At 67.9% G+C, this 17065-nt stretch carries 16 protein-coding genes; 13 read left to right on the forward strand and 3 right to left on the reverse strand.

What is annotated here, in order from left to right; genetic code table 11:
• The 6 genes from ACIP89_RS11405 to ACIP89_RS11430 all read left to right on the forward strand — a co-directional run bounded on the left by ACIP89_RS11405 (position 1) and on the right by ACIP89_RS11430 (position 7092).
• Positions 1-1038 carry a BMP family protein gene (locus ACIP89_RS11405; RefSeq protein ID WP_401929830.1) on the forward strand — a complete coding sequence of 346 codons (1038 nt, stop codon included), beginning with the start codon at positions 1-3 and terminating at the stop codon, positions 1036-1038.
• A 257-nt stretch (positions 1039-1295) separates the two neighbouring features.
• The gene (locus ACIP89_RS11410; RefSeq protein ID WP_401931750.1) at positions 1296-2882 is read left to right on the forward strand and encodes an ABC transporter ATP-binding protein; all 1587 of its coding nucleotides are present in this window, start codon (positions 1296-1298) and stop codon (positions 2880-2882) included.
• Entirely contained in the window at positions 2879-3994 is a 1116-nt protein-coding gene (locus ACIP89_RS11415; RefSeq protein WP_024488543.1) for an ABC transporter permease, read from the forward strand. The genes ACIP89_RS11410 and ACIP89_RS11415 overlap by 4 nt, the downstream gene beginning before the upstream one ends.
• Positions 3991-5280 (forward strand): ABC transporter permease, encoded by a 1290-nt coding sequence (locus ACIP89_RS11420; RefSeq protein ID WP_401929825.1) that lies wholly within the window; start codon positions 3991-3993, stop codon positions 5278-5280. The genes ACIP89_RS11415 and ACIP89_RS11420 overlap by 4 nt, the downstream gene beginning before the upstream one ends.
• Positions 5277-5699 (forward strand): cytidine deaminase, encoded by a 423-nt coding sequence (locus ACIP89_RS11425; RefSeq protein ID WP_393339319.1) that lies wholly within the window; start codon positions 5277-5279, stop codon positions 5697-5699. Before ACIP89_RS11420 ends, ACIP89_RS11425 begins: the two co-directional genes overlap by 4 nt.
• Before the next feature lie 115 nt (positions 5700-5814).
• Positions 5815-7092, forward strand: coding sequence for a thymidine phosphorylase (locus ACIP89_RS11430; protein WP_402114402.1), 1278 nt, complete (start codon positions 5815-5817; stop codon positions 7090-7092).
• A gap of 100 nt (positions 7093-7192) precedes the next feature.
• Here the strand turns inward: ACIP89_RS11430 and ACIP89_RS11435 are convergent, their stop codons facing one another.
• Positions 7193-10543 carry a S8 family peptidase gene (locus ACIP89_RS11435; protein WP_402114404.1) on the reverse strand — a complete coding sequence of 1117 codons (3351 nt, stop codon included), beginning with the start codon at positions 10541-10543 and terminating at the stop codon, positions 7193-7195.
• 356 nt (positions 10544-10899) lie between these two features.
• Here ACIP89_RS11435 and ACIP89_RS11440 point away from each other — a divergent pair, with 356 nt between their 5' ends.
• A complete protein-coding gene (locus tag ACIP89_RS11440) occupies positions 10900-11202 on the forward strand; it encodes an STAS domain-containing protein (RefSeq protein ID WP_402114406.1) in 303 nt (100 codons plus the stop codon).
• Positions 11203-12080: 878 nt separating this feature from the next.
• A complete protein-coding gene (locus ACIP89_RS11445) occupies positions 12081-12404 on the forward strand; it encodes a hypothetical protein (RefSeq protein ID WP_402114407.1) in 324 nt (107 codons plus the stop codon).
• Between the two features lie 555 nt (positions 12405-12959).
• Here the strand turns inward: ACIP89_RS11445 and ACIP89_RS11450 are convergent.
• Entirely contained in the window at positions 12960-13205 is a 246-nt protein-coding gene (locus ACIP89_RS11450; RefSeq protein WP_401929816.1) for a hypothetical protein, read from the reverse strand.
• A complete protein-coding gene (locus tag ACIP89_RS11455) occupies positions 13193-13444 on the reverse strand; it encodes a hypothetical protein (RefSeq protein ID WP_399154671.1) in 252 nt (83 codons plus the stop codon). Before ACIP89_RS11455 ends, ACIP89_RS11450 begins: the two co-directional genes overlap by 13 nt.
• Before the next feature lie 273 nt (positions 13445-13717).
• Between ACIP89_RS11455 and ACIP89_RS11460 the strand changes: the two genes are divergently transcribed.
• The 5 genes from ACIP89_RS11460 to ACIP89_RS11480 all read left to right on the forward strand — a co-directional run bounded on the left by ACIP89_RS11460 (position 13718) and on the right by ACIP89_RS11480 (position 17007).
• Positions 13718-14437, forward strand: coding sequence for an XRE family transcriptional regulator (locus ACIP89_RS11460; protein ID WP_402114595.1), 720 nt, complete (start codon positions 13718-13720; stop codon positions 14435-14437).
• Between the two features lie 2 nt (positions 14438-14439).
• Positions 14440-14910 (forward strand): NUDIX domain-containing protein, encoded by a 471-nt coding sequence (locus ACIP89_RS11465; RefSeq protein ID WP_402114410.1) that lies wholly within the window; start codon positions 14440-14442, stop codon positions 14908-14910.
• A gap of 514 nt (positions 14911-15424) precedes the next feature.
• Positions 15425-15787 (forward strand): hypothetical protein, encoded by a 363-nt coding sequence (locus ACIP89_RS11470; protein ID WP_364514694.1) that lies wholly within the window; start codon positions 15425-15427, stop codon positions 15785-15787.
• 618 nt (positions 15788-16405) lie between these two features.
• Positions 16406-16696 (forward strand): hypothetical protein, encoded by a 291-nt coding sequence (locus tag ACIP89_RS11475; protein ID WP_401929812.1) that lies wholly within the window; start codon positions 16406-16408, stop codon positions 16694-16696.
• A gap of 14 nt (positions 16697-16710) precedes the next feature.
• Positions 16711-17007, forward strand: coding sequence for a hypothetical protein (locus tag ACIP89_RS11480; RefSeq protein ID WP_401929810.1), 297 nt, complete (start codon positions 16711-16713; stop codon positions 17005-17007).
• Positions 17008-17065 lie beyond the last annotated feature (58 nt).

Genomic DNA, 17065 nt, shown 5'->3' on the forward strand with positions numbered 1-17065 from the left:
TTGCGCCCGGTATCCAAGATCACCGCCGCGTGTGCCATTGCCGCGGCGCTCGCCCTCACTGCCACCGCGTGCGGCAGCTCGTCCGACGAGTCCAGCAGCTCCGACGGCAAGATGAAGATCGGCATGGCCTACGACGTGGGCGGCCGGGGTGACAACTCGTTCAACGACTCCGCGGCCCGCGGCCTGGACAAGGCCAAGGCCGAGTTCGGCGCCGAGACCAAGGAGCTCACCGCCAAGACCGGTGAGAGCTCGGCCGACCGCGACCAGCGTCTGCAGTCGCTCGCCGAGGGCGGCTACAACCCGGTCATCGCGATCGGCTTCGCGTACAAGGAAGCGGTCGACAAGATCGCTCCCAAGTACCCGAAGGTCAGCTTCGGTCTGGTCGACTCGGTGTCCGACGTGAAGAACGTCAACTCGATCGTCTTCACCGAGGAGCAGGGCTCCTACCTCGCCGGAGTCGCGGCCGCGCTGAAGTCCAAGGACGGCAAGGTCGGCTTCATCGGCGGTGTGGACCTCCCGCTGATCAAGAAGTTCGCCGCCGGCTTCCGGCAGGGCGTCACGGACACGAAGCCCAAGGCCACGGTGCAGATCCAGTACCTGTCCACCGGTTCCGACCTGTCCGGCTTCGGCAGCCCCGACAAGGGCAAGGAAGCCGCCAAGGGCATGCTCGACAAGGGCGTCGACGTCATCTTCGCCGCCGCGGGCGGCTCGGGTGCCGGTTCGATCGAGGCCGTCGCGGGCAAGAAGGGCGCCTGGTCCATCGGTGTCGACTCCGACCAGGCCAAGGACCCGGCGCTGGCGAAGTACAAGGACACGATCCTGACCTCGGTCGTCAAGAACGTCGACGCCGGTGTCTTCGACCTGGTCAAGTCCGTCAAGGACGGCAAGCCGATGACCGGCACGACGACGTACTCCCTGGCCAAGGGCGGCGTCAGCCTGACCCCCACGGGTGACCACCTCAAGGACATCCAGACCCAGCTGGACGCCGCGAAGAAGAAGATCGTCGACGGCACCATCAAGGTCAAGTCCACGACCTGATCCGGCCCGTCGATCGGGGCCCGGGTGAGCGGCTTCCACCGCTCACCCGGGCCCCGATTCACGTACCCCCGCGACGGGGGTCACCGGCCCCGGTACGCCACCTGTGAACGGGTGGCCAACGATTCGGGAGCGCTACGCGCGTAGCGCCCGCTCGGGCGCGGTACCTTTTTCCGCCTCCGCAATCGGCACCCACCGCCTCCGCCCTCCGCTCCTGTCAAGGAGAGTGCGCCATCAACGCGTCCAGCAGTCCTCATGCCGTGGAGCTCCGCGGCATCACCAAGCGGTTCCCCGGGGTCGTGGCCAACCACGACATCGACATCACCGTGCGCCGCGGCACCGTCCACGCCCTCGTCGGTGAGAACGGCGCCGGCAAGTCCACGCTCATGAAGATCCTCTACGGCATGCAGAAGCCGGACGAGGGCACCATCGCGGTGGACGGCGAACAGGCCACGTTCTCCAACCCGGGCGACGCCATCGACCGGGGCATCGGCATGGTGCACCAGCACTTCATGCTGGCCGACTACCTCACCGTCCTGGAGAACGTCGTACTCGGCTCCGAGAAGCTGTACGGCATCGGGGACCGGGCCCGCGCCAAGATCAAGCAGATCTCCGACTCGTACGGACTCGGCATCCGGCCCGACGCCATGGTCGAGGACCTCGGGGTCGCCGACCGCCAGCGCGTGGAGATCCTCAAGGTCCTCTACCGGGGCGCCCGCACCCTGATCCTCGACGAGCCCACGGCCGTCCTCGTACCGCAGGAGGTCGAGGCGCTCTTCGACAACCTGCGCGAGCTCAAGGCCGAGGGACTCACCGTCATCTTCATCTCGCACAAGCTGGGCGAGGTGCTGTCGGTGGCCGACGAGATCACCGTCATCCGGCGCGGGACGACCGTGGGCACCGCCGATCCGGAGCACACCACGACCAAGCAGCTGGCCGAGCTGATGGTCGGCAGTGAGCTGCCGTCGCCGGAGACCCGCGAGTCGACCGTCACCGAGACGCCGATGCTGGACGTCGACGGGCTGCGGCTGACCGCCACCGACCCGGACGGGGTGGTGCGGGCCGTGCTCGACGGCATCACCTTCACCATCCACAAGGGCGAGGTGCTCGGCATCGCCGGCGTCGAGGGCAACGGCCAGTCCGAACTGGTCGACGCCATCATGGGCATGCGCACCCCCGACGCGGGCTCCCTCTCGCTGGACGGCGCGGACATCTCCCGTACGCCGACGCGCAAGCGCCGCGAGGACGGAATGGCCGTCATCCCCGAGGACCGCCACCGGCACGGACTGCTGCTGGAGGCCCCGCTCTGGGAGAACCGCATCCTCGGCCACGTCACCGAGCGCCCCAACAGCAAGGGCGTCTTCCTCGACCTCAGGGCCGCCCGCGCCGACACCGAGCGGATCGTGCGCGAGTACGACGTGCGCACCCCCGGCATCGAGGTCACCGCGGCCTCGCTCTCCGGCGGCAACCAGCAGAAGCTGATCGTCGGCCGCGAGATGAGCCACTCGCCCAAGCTCCTGATCGCCGCGCACCCCACCCGGGGTGTGGACGTCGGCGCCCAGGCCCAGATCTGGGACCAGATCCGCGAGGCGCGCCGCGAGGGACTCGCGGTGCTGCTGATCTCCGCCGACCTGGACGAGCTGATCGGGCTCTCCGACACCCTGCGCGTCATGTACCGCGGCGCACTCGTCGCGGACGCCGACCCGGCGACCGTCACCCCGGAGGAGCTCGGCTCCGCGATGACGGGCGCGGCTGCAGGACACCTCGAAACGACCGGCGGCGACGGCGCGTCCGCCGCCCCCGGCACGGACGACACCGACCCCCGGGACGGGGGAGAGGACCGATGAAGAAGATCGACAAGGAGCGGCTGCTCCTGGGGATCGCGGCCCCCGTACTCGCGATCGTGGTCGCCTTCCTGGTGACGGCACTCGTGCTCGCCGCCACCGGCAAGGAGCCGTTCAGCGCCTTCGGCATCATGTTCGACTACGGGCTGAAGTCGGACAGCCAGGTCTACATCCTGAACAAGGCGACGACGTACTACCTCGCGGGTCTCGCGGTGGCCGTCGGCTTCCGGATGAACCTCTTCAACATCGGCGTCGACGGCCAGTACCGCCTGGCCGCCTTCTTCGCCGCGGCGGTCGGCGGCGCGCTGACCCTGCCGGGCGCCCTCCAGATCCCGCTGATCATCCTCACCGCGATGATCGTCGGCGCGATGTGGGCCGGTATCGCGGGCCTCCTCAAGGTCACCCGGGGCGTCAGCGAGGTCGTCTCGACGATCATGCTGAACTCCATCGCGACCGCCGTCATCGGCTACCTGCTCCAGCAGAACCGCCTCGGACACCTCGACGAGGCCGGCACCAAGATCTCCACCAAGCCGCTCCCGGAGTCCTCCTACTTCTTCGAGTTCCCGACCACCCCGACGCCCGTCTGGGGCTTCATCGTGGTCGCGGTCGTCGCGGGCGTCGCCTACTGGTTCACGCTCTCGCGCACCCGGTTCGGCTTCGACCTGCGCACGGTGGGCCAGTCCGGCTCCGCCGCGGAGGCCAGCGGGGTGAACGTCAAGAAGATGGTCGTCACCTCGATGCTCATCTCGGGCGCCGTGGCCGGCCTGATCGGCATGCCGACACTGCTCAACGACAGCCACGAGTTCAGCGGCGACTTCCCCGTCGGCATCGGCTTCACCGGTATCGCCATCGCCCTCCTCGGCCGCAACCACCCCGTCGGCATCGCGCTCGGCGCGCTGCTCTGGGGCTTTCTGGAACGCGGCACCGGAAAGCTGGAGTTCGAGGGGTACGACAAGGAGATCGTCGGCGTGATCCAGGGCGTCATCGTCCTGTGCGTCGTCATCGCCTACGAAGTCGTCCGCCGCTACGGACTCAAACGACAGCAGAGCAAGGTCGGCGCGGAACTCGCCGCACAGGCCGCCCGTAACTCCGACCAGCAGGAGGTGTCGGCGTGACCGTCACGGCGACTTCCACCCCGCCCCCCGCGGCCCGCAAGGTCTCCGGCGGCAAGGGCGGCCGCAACCGCCTCTCCTTCCCCGTCGTCCTCCTGATCATCGCGGGCGTGCTGCTCGCGCTGTCCGCCGTGCGCGCCATCACCGGCGCGCAGGACGTCACCTCGGCCGGACAGATCAGCGCGGCCCTCGCGATGGCCGTGCCGATCGGCCTCGCCGGTCTCGGCGGCCTCTGGTCCGAGCGGGCCGGCGTGGTCAACATCGGCCTCGAAGGCATGATGATCCTGGGCACCTTCTTCGGCGCCTGGGCCGGCTGGCAGACCAACCCCTGGCTCGGCGTGCTCGCCGGTGTCGTCGGCGGGATGCTCGGCGGCCTGCTGCACGCGGTGGCGACCGTCACCTTCGGCGTCGACCACATCATCTCCGGCATCGCGATCAACATCCTGGCGCTCGGCTTCACCACCTACTTCGCCAAGCTGTGGTTCAACTCGGGCGACGCGGCGGCCAAGGGCGGCTCGCCCAAGCAGTCCCCACCGGCCGACGACATCACCTCGGTGACGGTCCCGGGCCTCTCCGACTGGCTGCACAGCGTCGAGAAGCACCACTGGTTCTTCGTCTCCGACCTGGCCGGAGTCCTCGGCGGAATCGTCACCAACGTGTCGCTGCTGACCATCGTCGCCGTCATCCTCTTCGTCGTGACGTTCTTCGTCCTGTGGAAGACCGCCTTCGGTCTGCGGCTGCGCTCCTGCGGCGAGAACCCGGTGGCCGCCGAGTCGCTCGGCGTCAACGTGTACACGTACAAGTACATCGCGGTGATCGTCTCCGGCGGCATGGCCGGACTGGGCGGCGCCTTCCTCTCCCTGGTCACCTCGCACATCTACAACGAGGGACAGACCGGCGGCCGCGGCTACATCGGTCTCGCCGCGATGATCTTCGGCAACTGGCGGCCCGGCGGACTCGCCATGGGCGCGGGCCTGTTCGGCTTCGCCGACGCGCTCCAGCTGCGCAACGGCGGCGAGTCCGTCCACGCGCTGCTCCTGCTGCTCGTGGTCGCGCTGGCCGGTATCGCGGCCTGGAAGCTCTACCGCAAGAGCTTCGTACAGGGTGCCGTCAGCGCGGTCGTCGCCGCCGCCATCCTGGTCTGGTACCTCGGTACGGACACCGTGCCCACCGAGTTCGTGAGCGCGACCCCGTACGTCGTCACGCTGCTCGTCCTCTCGCTCTCCGCGCAGCGGCTGCGGATGCCGAAGGCGGACGGCATGCGCTACCGCAAGGGGCAGGGCAAGTGACGCCCACCGCCGGAGCGGGCGCCACCGCCGTGGCAGGGGCCGACTGGGACGCCCTGCGGACCGCCGCCCGGGAGGCCATGTCCCGGGCGTACGCGCCCTATTCGGGCTACCCGGTCGGCGTCGCCGCCCGGGTGGACGACGGCCGCACGATCGTCGGCTGCAACGTCGAGAACGCCTCGTACGGCATCGGGCTGTGCGCCGAATGCGGACTGGTCTCCCAGCTGCACGCCACCGGCGGCGGCCGGCTGACCCACTTCACCTGCGTGGACGGGGCGGGCGAGATCCTGGTCCCGTGCGGCCGGTGCAGGCAGCTGCTGTACGAGTTCGGCGGACCGGAACTCGTCCTGGAGACCCCGGACGGCTTCCGCACCCTCGACGAGATGCTCCCGCAGGCGTTCGGACCCTCGCACCTCGGGTAGCACTCCGCCGGGTGGGCCCGCACACGGGCCCACCCGGCGCTTCCATTCCCCTCTATGCGCGTAGAGTCAACCGGACCCACGCGCACGTACGTACCGGCCGGAAGGACTCCAGACCATGGACGCCATCTCCGTCATCCGCACCAAGCGGGACCGAGGCGAGCTGACCCCCGAGCAGATCGACTGGGTCATCGACGCGTACACCCGCGGTGAGGTGGCCGACGAGCAGATGTCCGCGCTGGCCATGGCGATCCTGCTGAACGGCATGAACCGTACGGAGATCGCCCGCTGGACCGCCGCCATGATCGCCTCCGGCGAGCGGATGGACTTCTCCGCGCTCTCCCGTCCCACCACCGACAAGCACTCCACCGGCGGCGTCGGCGACAAGATCACGCTGCCGCTCGCCCCGCTGGTCGCCGCCTGCGGTGCCGCCGTGCCGCAGCTCAGCGGCCGCGGCCTCGGCCACACCGGCGGCACGCTCGACAAGCTGGAGTCCATCCCCGGCTGGCGCGCCCACATCACCAACGCCGAGATGCTGGACGTCCTGGACACCACCGGCGCGGTCATCTGCGCGGCGGGCGACGGACTGGCCCCCGCCGACAAGAAGCTGTACGCGCTCCGCGACGTCACCGGCACCGTCGAGGCGATCCCGCTGATCGCCAGCTCGATCATGTCGAAGAAGATCGCGGAGGGCACCGGCGCACTCGTCCTGGACGTCAAGGTCGGCTCCGGCGCCTTCATGAAGACCATCGAGGACGCCCGCGAACTCGCCTCCACCATGGTCGCCCTGGGCACCGACAGCGGCGTCCGCACGGTCGCCCTCCTCACCGACATGGCCACCCCGCTCGGCCTGACCGCGGGCAACGCCCTGGAGGTCCGCGAGTCGGTCGAGGTGCTGGCCGGCGGCGGCCCGAAGGACGTCGTCGACCTCACCCTGGCCCTCGCCCGCGAGATGCTGGACGCGGCCGGACTCAAGGACGCCGACCCGGAGAAGGCCCTCGCGGACGGCTCCGCGATGGACGTCTGGCGCCGGATGATCTCCGCCCAGGGCGGCGACCCGAACGCCACCCTCCCGGTCGCCCGCGAACAGCACATCGTGACCGCCCCCGCCTCCGGCGTCCTCACCCGCCTCGACGCGTACGACGTCGGCGTCGCCGCCTGGCGCCTCGGCGCGGGCCGCGCCCGCAAGGAGGACCCGGTCCAGGCCGGCGCGGGCGTCGAGCTGCACGCCAAGCCGGGCGACACCGTGACGGCGGGCCAGCCGCTGCTGACGCTGCACACGGACACCCCGGAGAAGTTCGACTACGCGCTGAAGGCCCTGCCCGACGCGTACGACATCGCACCGTCCGGCACGGCGTTCACCGCCACCCCGGTGGTGCGGGAGCGCATCGCGTAACCGCGCCCGCTCACACGAACGGCCCGCCGGGAGGGTGTCCCACCGTCCCGGCGGGCCGCTGTCACGCGGTCGGCGCCGACTGCTTCGAGCCGGTCACCGGCTACTTGCCGAAGTAGGCGTCATAGATCGCCACGGACGACGTGTTGCCTTTCTTGTCCGTCACCTTGGCCTTGAAGGAGAGGGACTTCTTCTTGGCCGGATTCTTCACGGAGATCTTGCCCTTCTTGACCGCCGTCTTCTTCCAGGTCTTCCCGGCGTCGTAACTGACGTACACCGTGAGCGACTTGAGGTTCTTCCCGGCGGCCGCGCCCTGCACCGTCACCGGCACGGAGACGGACTTCCCGGCCGTGGCCGTGCTGTCGAGTGCCACCTCGGGCGTGAAGCGGACCATGGACACCGGCAGTGCGACGAAATCCTGTGTCCGGCCGGACCGGAAGGTCCAGCTCGCGTCGATCCGGGTGGAGACGGAAGCCACGTCGGTGCCGCGCCGGACCGACGTGGTCAGCCGGTAGTCGGCCGCCGCGGCCGGCACGGTGATGGTGTTCTCGCCGGTCAGCGGGTCGTCGTTCCTGACGAGCACCTTGCCGTTGCGGTACAGCGCGGTCTTCACCGAGCGGTAGGCGGAGCCGCCGACGTTCCGGTGCCCGTCGGCGGTCAGCGGCAACGACGCCACCAGGCCGTCGCGCTCACGGAAGATCCCGAACTCGGCGTTGACGTACGGGCCGAACACCGCGGTGTTCACGGTCCTCGCGTACGTCTTGCCCGCCTTGACGGTCTGCGGGGCACCGAGCGAGTACCAGGCGTCGGACCGCGGGAAGCCGTCCTCGTCGGGAGCGCCGCTCTGCTCGAAGTCGAAGCTCCAGTTCACCTTGTCGGCGGTGGACACATAGGCGGTGGTGGTGGACGGGAGCTTCTGAGTGGTTATGGCCGCCCAGCCGCCGAGCTGGCCGGGTACAGTGCCCGACGCGGAGATGTCGCCGGTCTTGCCCTTGACGGAGGAACCGGCGCGGATCGTGAACCTGGCCAGCTGACCGCCGCTGAACGCGCGGTGGTAGCCGGTCGCCGCCCGGCGCACCGGGCCGCCGACCGAGATGTCGTACCGTGTCGCGCCACCCTTGGCCCAACTGCCACTCCAGTGCTGCGAGAGCTGGATGGCGGTCACCTCGGGACCGATGTGTGCGGTGCGCAGCTGCTTGTACGAGTCGAGCAGCCAGCCGTAGCCGTACGCTTCGTCCTCGGTCTCGAACTGTAGGTCGGGCGAGGCGAGCAGGGGCTTCGCACCGGCGGCCGGAACAGTGATGTCGACCGGCTTGGCCAGTCGCGCGTCGAAGGTCACCTCGGTGTTCTTGGTGACCTTCAGGTACGGCTGGGTGAGCCAGTCGACTCCCTTGTCGTAGTCCTCCGGGTCGACGAACACGGCCGAGTTCAGCACGTACCCGCCCTTGGGGACACGGAGCTTCGCCGTGCCGTCGACCGACTCGGGCGACTCCCACAGGCCGGACGAGGCGCCGCCGATGCCGTAGACGTCGCCCGTGGTGAACGCGGCCGGCTTGCCGTCGCGCCCGATGGTCTTGAGCGTGAGGTCGTACGACTCACGCTCGCGCTCCACGGCCGCGCTGGTGCGGACGGTCTGCCCGCCGCCGGTCGCGACGAGGGACGCGGAGTAGGAGCCGACGGCCGTGCCGCCGAGCTTGGTGTTCACGGTCAGCGGCACCCGGGCGGTGCCGCCTGCCGGGACGGTCACGTCGGTGGCGCCGAGGGTGAAGAAGCCGGCCGGGGCCGGCTTGCCCGTCGGGCCGGTGCTTTGGAGGGTGAGCGCGAGCGTCACATCGGTCGTACCGAGGTTGCGGTACGACACCTGCTTGGTGACCGGCGCGTCATCGGTGTGCGGCCACTGCTGGAGGCCGAAGCTCACTGAGACCGGGTCGGCGACGACGGACTGCGTGATCGCCCGGTCGACCGCGATCCGGCCCGAGCCCTGCTCGAAAGGGGTGTACTTCCCCGGCGTCGTGGACGCCGTGAGCGCGCCCTTGAGCTCGGTGTTCTTCCACGCGGGGTGCTGCTGCTTGAGAAGCGCCGCGGCGCCCGCCACGTGCGGGGTCGCCATCGACGTACCGGAGATCGTCAGATACCCGGGCGGGTTCTGGCCGACCTCCTTGTCGATCACGGAGCCCGGTGAGGCCGCCGCCGTGATGTCCACGCCGGGTGCGGTGACATCGGGCTTGATCGCGCTGTCGCCGACCCGGGGCCCGCGGCTGGAGAAGTCCGCCAGCAGGTCGTGGTCGTCCACCGCGCCCACGGTCAGCGCGGCGTCCGCGCTGCCGGGGGAGCCGACCGTGCCCGACTGGTCGCCCTCGTTGCCCGCCGCGATGGCGAAGAGCACGCCGCTGGAGGCGGAGAGCTTGTTGACCGCCGCCTCCAGCGGGTCGATGGCCGGGGTGTCGGTGCCTCCCAGGCTCAGGTTGATGATGTCGGCACCCTGCGCGACCGCCCAGTCCATACCGGCCAGGATGCCGGAGTCGTCACCGAAGCCGTCGTCGTCGAGCACCTTGGCCTCAAGGAGCTTGGCGTCGGGGGCCACCCCCTTGAACTTACCGCCCGACTTCGCGCCCGTACCGGCCGCGATCGACGAGACGTGGGTGCCGTGGCCGAAGTGGTCCAGGGTGTCGGGCGTCCCGGAGAAGTTCTTGGACGTGAGGATCTGGCCCTTGAGGTCCGGGTGGGTGGCGTCCGCTCCGGTGTCCAGGACGGCGATCTTGACACCCTTCCCCGTGTAGCCCGCCTTCCAGCTGGCCGGGGCGCCGATCTGCGGGACGCTCTTGTCGAGGCTCGCCCGGCGCACGCCGTCCAGCCACACCCGGTCGATTCCGGCGGCCGTCGTACGCTGGGCGCTGTTCGAGGGCCTGGCGGTGAGCGCCCGCCAGACGGCCGCCGCGTCCTCCCGCGGGGTGGCCACGGACTGGGCGTTCAGCGATTTCAGCACGGGCCCGACCCGGGTCGCGCCCGCGTCCCGGATTCCGGCCTTCGCGGCCGTGGCCCCGGTGCCCCGGTAGGCGACGATCAGCTTCAGACCCGACTTCTGCGCCCTGCGGTTCTCCGCCCGGTTCAGCTCCGTGACGTCGAACAGCCGGCGGTCCAGCTTTCCGGAAGCGATCAGACGGTGTGCGTCGACGGGGACGAGCAGGGTGTGCCCGTCGACTGTCTGACGCTGCACGGGTATGTGCTCGCGTCCCGCCGCCGGGCGGAAGCTCACGATCCGGCCCTTGGCGTCCACTGAGACGCGGTCGCCGGTGATGAGAGTCAACTGGTGCCGGGCGCCGGACGGGCTGTCCGCCGACCGGGACGGGCTGCTGTCGCGTGCCACGGCCGGGGTCGTCAACCCGGCCGCGAGGGCCACGGCGGCCGCCGTGGCGACGGTCGAGACACACGCTCTTCTGACGTGTCTGCGCAACTCTCCCCCTGGAGAATCAGGTGACCCCGGAGGGGCCACTGAGCAGCCGGCGCCGATGCGTGCATCGGCGCCGGCAGTTTCACCCGTAGAGAGGGGTGGTCTGATCGGAGTGGTTCACAGCAAGCACAAAGGTGTTCGAAGTTGGCGTCTCTTCGTCGTCTGTCGATCGGCTCTCAACCACCCCCGCGATGCGCTGGAGCAGCCGTCGCAGAGGCGGCCGGAGAGGCGTACGAGCTGCTGGGGGCACCAGGGTCCCCCGAGCGGCCGGTCGTGGGAGTGCGGCGGTCCGGCGACAGGCGGTCAGCGGCGGGCCGATGAGTTTCGGCCGCCGGACCGGTCTTCCGCATGTGGATGCCATGACCCCGATCGTTCTCACCGTCTCCGGACGCGTCACCCGGTCCGCCGTCCCCGGGCTCTGCGCCGAGCTGGAGGCGCTGTTGGCCACAGCCGACAGGGAAGTGACCTCGGTGTACTGCGACGTGGCCGCCGTCGTCCGACCGGACCTCGCCGCCGTGGAGGCGATCGCCCGGCTGTCGCTGGTCGCCCGCAGAGCGGGCGGCAGGCGGCTGCGGCTGCGCGGGACGCCTCCCGAACTGCGGCTGCTGATGTATCTGGTGGGGCTGAGCGATGTGGTGGGTCTCGCGGATACGGCGTCGTGAGCCAGCCAGACATCAGGCAGGCGTCGCCCCGATGTCGTCGGACACATGTCCTGCGCGTCGACCTTGAGTTACTCAGCGTGTCGAACCTGTGTTCCGCCGGAGCGGAGCTGTCGACCCGAAATCACCGCCCGAGCGGCGGAAACCCGACGGAAGGAGATCAATCCTCAAGTGGCCGCAGCGACATGAAGTGCGTCCTGCCCTGCGACTCTCGGCCCCTCAACTTCACTCAATATGCAGCTAGTTCCGGGTGAAAGGCCGGGCGATAGTGAGCGCCGGCCATAGAGTCCCGTCCTCATGTGTTCTCTGTCGAATTCCAGACCTTCGGCAGTCGCTGGCACAGACGGAACAAGTCAACAATGTGTAACCAGAGCTGGGTTGCACAAGGGGCTGACCGCCCATTATCTGACTTTCCATGCCGAGAGATGTGATGTCACTTTTGACAGCAGACTTACTGTCAACTGGTCCTTTGATGAACCTATCGGGCACTATCACGGCGACGGGAATCACTTCAGTATTGAGGCGGCGGATGGCGAGACGGTGACGCACACCCACCTGATGCCTCATGACGGGGAAGCTGTCGGCTCGCCGTATTCTGGCCCTCCGAGCATTATGAGTCGAGACATCGATCTTCCGAACGCTAAAACTGCCCTGGAATTTCAGAAGAAGACTCAGGGTAGCTGGGGTCCGTATCACCCACTGGAGAATAGTTGTCTGACGTACTGTGCAAATGTGCTCCGAGCGGGAGGGGCTTCCGTTCCGGAAGGGAAAGCGGCCATTCCGTGGGCAAGGAAGTTCCTCTCCGGCGGCCAGTAGGCCTCTCGCTGATGACGTCTTGACCGGCGTGTTCAAGCGCTGTGTCCCGATTGCAAGGAACGTAGATGGCTGCAAGAAACTCCGAGGCGCTCGATGTATTCCTCAAGGTTGCTGCTGAATCAAGGGTTTCGTGGCGCGCTGTCGAGCTCGCCGGCCGAGGAATCTCGGCGGACGCGGCGGGTGTCGTTTGGGTGATTTCCAAGGGAAAGTATTCGCTGAGCGGAGAAGAGCTGTCTGATCTCCTTATGAAGCAGGGCGATCTGGTTGATTCCCTGTCCGAAGCGTGGCGATCTTTCGATGGTGGAGAGCTCTCTGGCGCGGATTTTGAGGACCAGCTAGAAGCGGTTGTGCTGGGGCTGGAGGAGTGGATTCCACGAGCCTCGCGGTAGCAAAATCAGCAAGCCCCGCCGGAATTGCTCCGGCGGGGCTTCTTCGCGTCTTGACGGCAGTAGGTGACGGCAACGTCAGCGGAGGGGGGCTGTGAAGGTTGGTGGGCCGTCGCCGCCGGGCTCGTTGGCCTTGGCGCCGCCAAGCGCCGTGTCGAGTGCGTTGGTGGCGTCTCGTTGGAGGCCGAGCCGGACCTGGTGTAGGCGGTGGTGGTGACGCCGATGACGCTGACACCTGGGAGGCCGCCCGGCGGGCTCGCGTCGTCCCGGACGCCCATGCTTGCTGCCTGGCTCGGGGCGGTGACGATGGAGATAACTGGGCTGATGCCGGTGCGGGGTTGAGCGAGACACACGTGGCGGGTGATCGGTTGGCGCACCCGCCGTCGTGGCTGACTTTCTGGGGCTGAGGCCAGAACCTCACAGTCATGGGCGCGGCGCACACGTGAAGACCCGTCCCTGCCGGGGCTTACGAGGACGGGGAGCCTCGATCGGCCGCGCCCGGCAGGGACGGGAGTCGGGTGGGTCAGCGCGGTGCGGCGCCTGGGCGAGCGAGGTGGGTCACGTCTGGCGCCAGGTCCGCCAGGGGCGGGTGATGATCTCCCGGTAGGTGTGGTGGGACGGGTTCTGGCCGCAGTGCCGCAGTACCCAGTCCTGCGGTTCGGCGAAGTCCTCGCTTGTCGGTGAGGTCTCCCCGTCCACGGCGCACTGCATCGCGTACAGGACCGGCTCCGCGTCCGGCTCGCGGTCGGGCTGGAGCGTCCAGGTCTCGTAGCGCAGGACCGAGCGCGGGGTCAACGCCCCCACCTCCGGTTGGCCACCGCCACCTTCGCGCTCAACTCCTCCGTCGGAGTCGGCGGACGAACGTCCTCGGGCGGCACGTCCCACTCCCGGCCACCGCGCGGTGGCCGAAGCTGCACGTATGTCCCCACATGCCCCATCACCACGCCCACCTTGCCGTTCCGCCGGTCGACCACCAGGGCGCCGGCATCGGGCGAGACGGTGTGCCCGTCGGCATCAGGGGTGGGGGCCGTCATCGTGACCACCCCGGCGAGGCGGCGCGTGACCGGGCGTCCAGTCGCGGGGCGGGAACACGTGGGGTGGCGCTCATTCGCACGGTGACGCTCCTCGGCGGCGTTGATGCGTGCCCCTGGGCCTGTTGGTGCCGCAGGGTCGGCACCGATCCTCACGCCGGTCACCGGGACGAAGGAACCTCGACCAAACCCCACTTCGGGACGTCCTGCACCGTGTAGAACGTCCCTGGTGCCGTCCTGAGACGAAGGGGGAGACTCGTGCCGAACGAGAAACTACGAGCCGTCATGGCGGCGGGAGGCTGGACGTACGCCGCACTCGCTCAGCAGGTCGAGGTCGACCCCAAGTCGGTCGAGCGCTGGGTGAACCTCGGGCGTATCCCACGTCGTGCCACCGCCCTCCAGGCGGCCAAGGCCCTGGGAGAAGACGTGCACGCACTCTGGCCGGCGCTCCGCCAGGCCCGCCCCGCCCGCGCCATCAGCCCTGAGTTGGTGGCGCTCTACGAGCAGCGGGCCGACATCCCCGTCTCGGCGTTCACTGACCTGATGGCCCAGGCCCGGGAACGGATCGACATCCTCGTCTACGCGGCAGTCTTCCTCCATGAGGCGTACCCGCGGCTGAACGAACTCCTCACCGAGCGCGCCGCCGAAGGCTGCACCGTCCGTATCGCGATCGGGGACGCCGACAGCGACAACGTCCAAGCCCGCGGCCAGGAGGAGCGGTTCGGCCACGGCATCGAATCCCGCTGCCGCCTCGCGCTCATGCACTACAAGCCGCTCGCCGACACCCCCGGCATCGAAGTCCGCACCCACGGCACCAAGCTCTACAACTCCCTCTACCGCGCCGACGACCAGCAACTCGTCAACGCCCACATCTGGGGCGTCAACGCCTACGCCGCCCCCGTATGGCACCTTCGCCGACACGAGACAGGCGGCATGTTCGACACCTACGCCGAGAGCTTCGACGCTGTGTGGACGACGGCAACGCCCGCACGAGAGGAAGGCTGACTGTGGCCCGCACCGAGTACTACGACGACCCGAACGCGCCCAAGCCGAACAGCATGGTCGTCGCCGCCTCCGCCGTCGTCACCGACGACCACGGGCGCATCCTCCTCCAGCGCCGCCGAGACAACGACTTGTGGGCGCTGCCCGGCGGCGGTATAGAACTCACCGACTCTCTGCCCGGCACGGCCGTCCGCGAGGTCAAGGAAGAGACCGGCCTCGACGTTGAGATCACCGGCCTGGTTGGCACCTACACCGACCCGAAACACATCATCGCCTACACCGACGGCGAGGTCCGCCGTCAGTTCAACGTCTGCTTCACCGCCCGCATCACCGGCGGCCAACTGACAATCTCCGGCGAGTCCACCGAACTCCGGTTTGTGCCATCAGAAGAGATCGAGCGGTTGCCGATGCACCACACCCAACGACTCAGGCTCCAACACTTCCTGGAACAACGCGAGAAGCCGTACCTGGGCTGAACCGCCTGACGGCAGTAGCGACGGCAACACCCACGGATTCCCCCGCACAGCCACGGACACCAGCGGAACCCGAAACCGCCGCTGATCTGCGAATACGCAGATAGAGAGGGGTCGCGTAGCACACGTACTATGTGCTGGCGGGGGCTATGCCGGGTCTCGTTCACAATTGCGGTGATGGGGCAGGGGAGCACGTCTACCGCGGAATAGATTGGGGGCACTCCAAGTATGATGATGCCCTTGAAGGGCGAGCGGTGCCGCACGGTGGAAATGCTGACGCTGCATCGCACAATGGTGGCGACTATCTCAACAGTCCATTCACATCCTGGACGGATGACTACGAAGGCGTGGCCTTGGATGCTGCCGAACTAGGCAACGGTCCAGGGATTGTTATGCGCCATCGTCGCGCGGATATACAGGATCGCCTAATTAAGGGTACGCAGGATATTTACGGTGAGAGTGAACTTCTGGTGGAAGGGATTATTGAGGGTGCGGAAATCAGCATCAACAGGGGCCCATGGCATCTACCTGGAGCTGGCTGATGAAAGAGAGCTTTATCGCCTCTGAGGCAGGCCGGCTGGGAATGGATCAGCTTGCCGCAGCGGTTGACGAGTACGGTGTGATCGTTCTTCACGAGAGTACCGTCGCCAGCGAGCAGCTGATTCACATCTTCGAGAGTCGACTCAGAAGGGCGGAGGCTCGTAATGACCGCGACGTGGCTCGGCTTGTGGCTAACTTGCTGTCAGCCTTTAATGGTGCACAGTCAAGTGAGATTAAGCTGATCCATGTACAGGCCGGGAAAATGGATGTGATGCTTTACGGTGAGGTTAGCGGCGAGAGCATTTTGGCCGCAGTGATCCTTTCTGGAAGCGATTCCTGACAGATCAAGGCGACCCGCTGACGCGGGTCGCGCGCGGCACGGCCGCCCACCCGGCCCGCTCTCGGCTCCGCCACCGCAGGCCGGCCAGCGACCAGGCCGCGCAGAAACGCGTAGCGGACCACTGGAAGCGCGAAGGAAGCCGGACGCGCCAGCACGGCGAACACCAGGCCGACGATGAGGCGACGGCGGGGAGTTGGCCGGGACGGCGGCCCGGCGGTGGGGCCGGTCGGTTCCGTGGGCTTTACCCACCTCCCCGGGCCGGGGCCCGCGTCGGGCAAGGCCAGGGGGCCACTCGTTCAAATTCCGGGCAGGATCACGACCTGCCCGAGTTGCCGGGCCAGCGTACGGCCCCCTGACCATGCCCGACCCCAACCCGGGCAGGACACCGACCAAAGCCCACTCCACCGCCCTCCCGTGCGTAGCCGTCTGACCGCAACGCCGACGGCAACAGAGGCGCACAGTACGGCACTTCCACGCACACCCACGGACTGACCGAATTCCGCTGACCTGCGAAAACGCAGATGACGGCGCCTCAGCCAGCACACGTACTATGTGCTGGCGGGGGCGACTCCGGTTCTTGTGCATAACTGCGGGACTGGGGCCGTCTCGGATAAGGTGATGGATGAACATATCCTTCCGAGGCGTGACGCGAAACATGCGGACTCCTGGAAATGGGCGGAGAAGTCAAAATTCGAGGACTGGGTTACGCCAGACCATATCCGCAACTGGTCCAAGCTGGCGATGAGAAAGCCGATGGATACCATGAACCTCGGCACCGGTTCCGCCCGCCGCCACATTCTCGACATTAGAAGCTGTCACCCGATCGGCTACGACGCGGACGGGAGCGATCTGTTCTCGGTTGCGGTGTGGGTGCGGAACGGTGCGGTCGAGAGCGTTCACCCGAACTGACGAGGTGGTGGCTGATGATTAATGCCCAGGTACGCACGGAGGGTGGCGAAATCGTGCTACGCGGATCTTGCGGACTGGATTGGATGGAAACCGTCCAGCGCATTGATGAAGACAAATTTCCGTTCTTGAGCAGCCTGCTGCCTTACGCGGATACAATGTTCAATTCGCGACAGGTCGAGAGGCTTCGACGGGAAATCGCTCACCAGTCTGTCCGCGAGATTATTGGACAGGAATCAGCAGCGGAGATCGAAACGCTCTGTCTGCAGGTGGAGAATGGATCACATCTCTATCTGTGGTTTCTGGGAGACTAGTGCGTGAGTGCTGCAGCTACGCGTAGCTGCAGCAAACTGGAAGCCCCGTCGGGTGTGT

Origin of the sequence: Streptomyces sp. NPDC088730 (genome assembly GCF_044751215.1) — a bacterium.
Classification (GTDB): domain Bacteria; phylum Actinomycetota; class Actinomycetes; order Streptomycetales; family Streptomycetaceae; genus Streptomyces.

Bases quoted from the DNA above. Each gene is read 5' to 3' on its own strand.
- ACIP89_RS11415 (WP_024488543.1), top strand. From the start codon at position 2,879: ATGAAGAAGATCGACAAGGAGCGGCTGCTCCTGGGGATCGCGGCCCCC.
- ACIP89_RS11430 (WP_402114402.1), top strand. From the start codon at position 5,815: ATGGACGCCATCTCCGTCATCCGCACCAAGCGGGACCGAGGCGAGCTG.
- ACIP89_RS11440 (WP_402114406.1), top strand. From the start codon at position 10,900: ATGACCCCGATCGTTCTCACCGTCTCCGGACGCGTCACCCGGTCCGCC.
- ACIP89_RS11445 (WP_402114407.1), top strand. From the start codon at position 12,081: ATGGCTGCAAGAAACTCCGAGGCGCTCGATGTATTCCTCAAGGTTGCT.
- ACIP89_RS11460 (WP_402114595.1), top strand. From the start codon at position 13,718: ATGGCGGCGGGAGGCTGGACGTACGCCGCACTCGCTCAGCAGGTCGAG.
- ACIP89_RS11470 (WP_364514694.1), top strand. From the start codon at position 15,425: ATGGCATCTACCTGGAGCTGGCTGATGAAAGAGAGCTTTATCGCCTCT.
- ACIP89_RS11475 (WP_401929812.1), top strand. From the start codon at position 16,406: ATGGATGAACATATCCTTCCGAGGCGTGACGCGAAACATGCGGACTCC.
- ACIP89_RS11480 (WP_401929810.1), top strand. From the start codon at position 16,711: ATGATTAATGCCCAGGTACGCACGGAGGGTGGCGAAATCGTGCTACGC.